Here is a 2,217-nt window from a genome sequence, read left to right as displayed (position 1 = left end):
TGGACGACGGCGACGTGCTCACCGCCGGGGGCGTGACCGCGGGGATCGATCTGGCGCTGTGGCTCCTCGAGCGCGAGTTCGACGCGGCGATCGCCGCGACGGTCGAAACGAAGATGGAACACGAGCGCCGCGGCGAGGTCGTCGACTAACGCGCTCCCGTCTCGAGCGTGCTGACCGAGTGACGCGATCCTGGAACGGGGAGTTACCGCTTGTTGCGCGCAGGAGTGCGGCGAAAACGCGGGACCATCGTACGGGGTCGAGCGACCGGACACCGAGTCGCTGTATTCAGTAGACTCAAGGGAACATGACTGTTGCTGTAGGACAAGGCACATCCAATGAAGATATCCGATCAACTTCTCTGTCTGTTTTCCGGACAAGTGGAGGAGCGAGATGAGTCGTACGTTATCGAGGTTCCGAAACGAGAACTGCAACTCGGCGATGTCGACGAGGGACGGCCGTACCGAGTCGCCGTGTTGTCTCCCTCGACGGATTCGAACGACGGGGGACAACAGAAATCCACAGCGGAAACGGAGCGAGACGCGATGGCGACGACGGACCAGCGATCGTCCCAGGCGCACGGCTCGCTGGAACCGCCCGTGGAAGCGGGCGAAACCCGGACGGTGGAGATCGAGGACGTCGGCGATCAGGGAGACGGCATCACGCGCGTCGAACGCGGATTCGTCGTCATCGTTTCCGGGACGGACAAGGGAGAACGGGTACGGATAGAAATCACCCAGGTGCAGGAAAACGTCGCGTTCGCTGACGTGGTGGAACGACTGGATTACTACGAGTAGCGTTCGCGCGCGTCGGCCGCTGATCCGTCACGTCGCTGCTCGAGAGAGTGGCTACCGGCCCGCCGCGATCCGCTCGAGGAAGGCCGCCCGTCCCGTTCGAACATTCCCGTTCCGCTTTCTCCGGTGCTTGCCAAACGGCTATACGCGGCGATCGAATAGCCCAGTGTGGATGACTGCTGTGCTCTTCGATATGGACGGTGTGCTCGTCAACAGCGAAGACTACTGGGTCGACTTCGAACGCGAGGAACTCTTCCCCGCGACCGTCCCCGACGAGGACGTCGACCTCGCCGAGACGAGCGGAATGAACTTCCGGGAGATCTACGACTACCTCGAGGCGGAGTACGGAACCGCTCTCTCCCGCGAGGAGTTCGTCCGGCGGTTCAACGAGGCCGCCGACGAGATCTACACCGAGCGCGTCCGCGCGCTCGACGGACTGCACGACCTCCTCGCCGAACTGGACGACCGCGGCGTCCCCACGGCGCTTGTCTCGTCGTCGCCACACGACTGGATCGGCATGGTCCTCGAGGAGTTCGATCTCGAGGGTTCGTTCGACCGCGTGATCAGCGCCGACGACATCGACGCCGCGAGCAAGCCGGCTCCCGACATCTTTGAGCACGCGGCGGACGAAATCGGCGTTCCAGCCGACGCGTGCGTCGTCGTCGAAGACTCGGCGAACGGGATCGAGGCGGCCGCTCGAGCCGGGACCGTCGTGATCGCGTATCGGATCGCCGCCCACGGCGACATCGATCGGTCGCCGGCCGACGAGATCGTCGATTCGCCCGCCGAACTGCGAGAGCGCGTCCTCGCACTGGCGGATCCGAGTAACAGCATCGAACTGTCCGAGCGGGAGTAGCGACGCCGAACGACGGTTCCCTTCCAATACGTGGCGAATCGGATCCGGCTGCTCGCGCCGAGATTCGGATGGACTGTGCCTTCTGCGAGTCGCACTTTGACGAACGAACGGCCGGCGAATAGCGTCGCCGCTCGAGTGGCTGTCGAACGTCCCTCTCGCTATCGAACGTCAAACGCCCCTCCCTCTCGGCCGTCGACCGCACCCAGCTATCGAACGTCGACCGTCCGATTCGATTCGATCGGAATCAGCGGCGTCTCGGGGAAGGCGACGCTGACTGTGAACTCGAGTTCCTCGGCGTCGGCACCGAAGACGCCGATCGGGACGGTCTCCTCGTCGCGCAGGTAGGGGTTCGTACTCGTCATCTCCACCCCGTTGACGGTCACTCGGATACCGGCGCGGGCGGGTTCGCCGACGTTCCGCACCGTGACCTCGCACACCTCGTTCTCGCCCGTCGCGACGCTGTCGGGGAACCGTCCCCACTCGATTTCGACCGCGGGGAGCGACTGAGCGCCCTCGGAGACGCGCTCGGCGACGCCCTCCGAGAGCCCGGCGTCGACGAGGCCCTCGACG

Annotated in this window: 2 protein-coding genes and 2 pseudogenes; 3 read left to right on the top strand and 1 reads right to left on the bottom strand. The window is 64.7% G+C overall.

The window, feature by feature from the left end:
- The 3 genes and pseudogenes from PGX04_RS24490 to PGX04_RS24480 all read left to right on the top strand — a co-directional run.
- Nucleotides 1–149 (top strand): annotated as a pseudogene (locus PGX04_RS24490) (DJ-1/PfpI family protein); the annotation flags it as partial.
- A 186-nt stretch (nucleotides 150–335) separates the two neighbouring features.
- Complete coding sequence (locus PGX04_RS24485; RefSeq protein WP_273740891.1) at nucleotides 336–794, top strand: TRAM domain-containing protein; 459 nt, start codon at nucleotides 336–338, stop codon at nucleotides 792–794.
- Between the two features lie 169 nt (nucleotides 795–963).
- Entirely contained in the window at nucleotides 964–1,647 is a 684-nt protein-coding gene (locus PGX04_RS24480) for an HAD family hydrolase (RefSeq protein WP_273740890.1), read from the top strand.
- Nucleotides 1,648–1,853: 206 nt separating this feature from the next.
- Here PGX04_RS24480 and PGX04_RS24475 read toward each other — a convergent pair.
- Nucleotides 1,854–2,217, bottom strand: a pseudogene (locus tag PGX04_RS24475) (DEAD/DEAH box helicase); the annotation flags it as partial.

Source organism: Natrinema soli (genome assembly GCF_028618695.1).
Note: the sequence above shows the minus strand (reverse complement) of the source record. Positions and strands in the feature narration are given on the sequence as shown.